This window comes from Streptacidiphilus sp. BW17 (assembly GCF_041262485.1).
In the GTDB taxonomy this organism is placed as follows: Bacteria; Actinomycetota; Actinomycetes; order Streptomycetales; family Streptomycetaceae; genus Streptacidiphilus.
On sequence record NZ_JBGCCR010000076.1, the window covers coordinates 1 to 3,329 of the forward strand.

The window sequence follows — 3,329 nt, forward strand, 5'->3', positions numbered from 1 at the left end:
CCTGCTACGACCCCGTCATCCACCAGGCCAGCAGCAAGGTCAGCACACGTCCCGAGACCACTCTGGCGGTATAGGGGTTGACTCAGGAAACTCACGGCCGATGCGTTTCGGGGGATCGGGGACGGCCTGCCGGAGGCTGGCACCGCCCCTGAGACCGAGTCCGAGCACGCCGTCAGCGGGTGGGACGCGCTCGCGGCCGTCTACGGCACCGAGGGGGTGGCGGCTGCCCGGCGTGCGCTGCATGCGGCGGAGCGGGCCGCCTACCGCGCCGCCCTCGCTGCTCTCGACGAGCGACGCAGTCCTGCCCTGACGGTCGTGGTCGACGGCCACACCGTGCTCGTGCCCGGCGTGCGTGCCGACGAGGTTCCGGCCCGCTGGCAAACCCCCACTGGAGACGTGCTGGACCCGCTGACCGGCCTGCCCGTGCCTGGCTGGCAGGTGGCCACGGACGGACGCCTCATCCTGCTCAGCCCCAGCGGCGAGCTCACCTACGCCGAACTCACCGCCGCGAACCAGATCGCTCTCCAGGAATGGGAGTCAGCAGCATGACCACCACGCCCTTGCCCCGCACCCGCTGGAGTCCTGCCCGTCAGCGGCAGGCCCTGGAACTCAGCGCCCGCTACCGCCACGGGGAGACCGTGGGCGAACTCGCCACCGCTACCGGGCTGTCCCGGTCGACGGCCATCCCGTGCCCGGCTGGCGGGTGGCGACGGACGGGCGACTGATCCTGCACAGCCCCGGCGACCGGCTCACCTACGACGAACTTGTCGCCGCCCACACCCTCGCCCTCCAATCCTGGGAGTCAGCCGCATGACCAAGACCCGCTCCACGACCTGGTCCGCAGCGAGGCAGCGGCAGGCGCTGGACCTGTCCGCCCGCTACCGCCACGGTGCCAGCGTCAACGAGCTCGCCCACATGACCGGCCTGTCCAAGGGCACGGTCATCAACCGGCTGCGCCTGGTCGACACCCCGATGCGGACCCCGCAGCAGACCCGGCGCATGAGCGCCGATGCCGCAGCACGCCGTCAACTCGCCCTCGCGGTGCGGGCCTGGTATGAGACCGGGGCCTCCGTGCTCGCCCTGGCGGCGGCCTTCGACCGCTCGCCCCGAACGGTGCGGCGGCTGCTGGTCGAAGCCGGAACCGTCCTGCGCTCCCCGTGCCAGACCCGCGCCCTTAGCTCGGACAAGAAGGCCCGGCAGGACCTGATGCAGTCCCTGCGGGCCCGCTACGAGGCGGGGGTGTCGGTGGTGCTGCTCGCGGCCGGTTGCGGCTACTCGGCCAGCACGGTCTACCGGCTGCTGCACCAGGCCCGGACCCCGATGCGGCACCGAAACCGGCCCGCGCCGGACACGCGAGGCGACCGCTCCCCGTGACCCCCGACCAGCCAAAGCTTCTGACATCCCATCAACCTGATCGGAGCAACACCGTGATCATCGCTCACATCAGCCCGCGCACCGCAGGCAAGACCACCTCCGTCGGGTGGCAGGCCCACGCGCTGCACGAGCGCGGCTACGACGTCCAGGCGTACGAAGCGGACTACAGCAGGCAGCTCACCGAGTGGGACGCCTGCGCCGGCGGGTTCCCCTTCCCGGTCCAGCAGCAGGCCAGCCCCATGTTCCACAAGAACGTCCCACCGACCATGGCCCCCGGACAGATCGGCGTCGTGGACTGCGGACACGCCGAGGACCACCGCGGCATCGTCCAGTCCGTGCTTCGCGTCGCGGACCTCGCGATCCTCAACTCGTCCGCCACACCCGCCGACATCGACCGCATCGAGCGCCTGCCCATGCGCGCCCTGATCGACGACGTCGCCGCCCTGCGTGCCGACGACACGCCGCCGCCGACCTGGGTCCTGCTCAACCGCACCGTCAATGGCACCAAGGCCATCAAGCAGCACCGGGACTACCTGCGGGAAACCGGCTGGAACGTCTTCACAACCACCATCCCCAACACGCAGCTCTACGCTCAGTCGGTCCTCCTGCCGGTCACCGCCCGCGGATCGGCCTACGACGAGCTCACCACCGAGATGGTCACCCGCGGCCTCCTGCCCCGGATCGAGGCGACCCGATGAGCACCGACCGCACCGCGGCCCTGCGCGCCCGCGGCCAGCACCAGCAGAACCTGCCCCACGACCGAGGGCCCGCGACCCGTCCGACCGGCCGTCCCGCCGACCTGGTGATCACCTCTGACATGATCCCCACCCCCGTCGAAGGCCAGGCCAAGGGAGACCTCACGCCGGACGAGGCCGACGCGCTCGGCACATGCGAGCGGGCCGTGGAGAACCTCGGCACCGCGACGTGGCTCGCGGGCAAGGCCCTGCAGACTATCCGCGACGGCAAGCTCTACCGCCAGACCCACCCCAGGTTCGAGGACTACATCACCGAACGCTGGGAGATCGGCGAGCGCACCGCCTACCAGATGATCGAGGAATGGCCGCTCGCCGAACGGCTGAACACCGCCCTCGGCAAACCGGCCACGGCATCCCACACCCGTGCCCTGCTCCCCGTCGCCACCCAGTTCGGCCTCGACCAGGCGGTCACCCTCTACCAAGAGCTCCGCACCCGCGCCCAGGACGAGTCAGTGCGCCTGACCGCCTCGCTCATCGGTCAGATCGTCAAGGCCATCCGGCGGGCCGTGGGCAAGCAGTCCGAAGAGGTCCACTTCCAGGAGGCGGCACGTCAAGTGCTGGCCGTGCCAGCCCTTCCACTCGCGATCGGCACCGGCACAAAGCCCGCCCCAACGCAGCAGCAGGCGGACCCAACTCGGCAGTCCATTGGCAGCGATGAAAACCTGCGAAATTTCGCAAAAGATCACCGAACGGTAACGGTGGTCCCTTCGCCGCCTCCGGCTACCGAACAGGCAGAGCCGAGCACCGTGAGGGAGAGCAGTGTGAACTCCCACGTGATCACCGCCGCGCCGACGACCAACCCCGCCAGCCCGGCGCCTCCCGCCGTTCCCAGCACCGGAGTTGAGCGCGCGATCCGCACCGGGCCTTTTGCCGTCGACGCAGGTGCGCAGCTGGCCGTATCAGCGCCGGACGCGGTGTTCGTGCTGGAGGACATCCTCCGCCGAGTCGTCGCGATCCAACGAGACCTCACCACCCCGGTGCGAACACCGGACAGCCCTGCCGAGCAGCACCGCATCGACGCACTCGTCGACGAGATCGTCCAGCGCCTCAGGGACTCGGCCGACTCCCTGACCGATCCAGAACCCTGAACTGAACCACCCTCAGCCCGGGACTGTCATGAAGTTTGTGGGTTTGGCCTGGTGTGACCCGATGGGCATGGACCGGGGTCCGTGCTGGGAAGGATCACGATGGGCACCACGA

Annotated in this window: 5 protein-coding genes; all 5 read left to right on the forward strand. The window is 70.0% G+C overall.

Going from position 1 to position 3,329, the window contains the following annotated elements:
* Positions 1–216 precede the first annotated feature (216 nt).
* The 5 genes from ABH940_RS36850 to ABH940_RS36870 all read left to right on the forward strand — a co-directional run bounded on the left by ABH940_RS36850 (position 217) and on the right by ABH940_RS36870 (position 3,217).
* Positions 217–549 carry a hypothetical protein gene (locus ABH940_RS36850; RefSeq protein ID WP_370107282.1) on the forward strand — a complete coding sequence of 111 codons (333 nt, stop codon included), beginning with the start codon at positions 217–219 and terminating at the stop codon, positions 547–549.
* Positions 546–725 carry a hypothetical protein gene (locus ABH940_RS36855; protein ID WP_370069495.1) on the forward strand — a complete coding sequence of 60 codons (180 nt, stop codon included), beginning with the start codon at positions 546–548 and terminating at the stop codon, positions 723–725. Before ABH940_RS36850 ends, ABH940_RS36855 begins: the two co-directional genes overlap by 4 nt.
* 85 nt (positions 726–810) lie before the next feature.
* On the forward strand, positions 811–1,374 hold the full coding sequence (locus ABH940_RS36860) for a helix-turn-helix domain containing protein (protein ID WP_370069497.1): 564 nt from the start codon (positions 811–813) through the stop codon (positions 1,372–1,374).
* Positions 1,375–1,427: 53 nt separating this feature from the next.
* Positions 1,428–2,072: a plasmid partition protein gene (locus tag ABH940_RS36865; RefSeq protein ID WP_370069499.1), complete on the forward strand. Its 645-nt coding sequence runs from the start codon at positions 1,428–1,430 to the stop codon at positions 2,070–2,072.
* Positions 2,069–3,217: a hypothetical protein gene (locus tag ABH940_RS36870; RefSeq protein WP_370069501.1), complete on the forward strand. Its 1,149-nt coding sequence runs from the start codon at positions 2,069–2,071 to the stop codon at positions 3,215–3,217. Before ABH940_RS36865 ends, ABH940_RS36870 begins: the two co-directional genes overlap by 4 nt.
* The last annotated feature ends 112 nt before the right edge of the window (positions 3,218–3,329 follow it).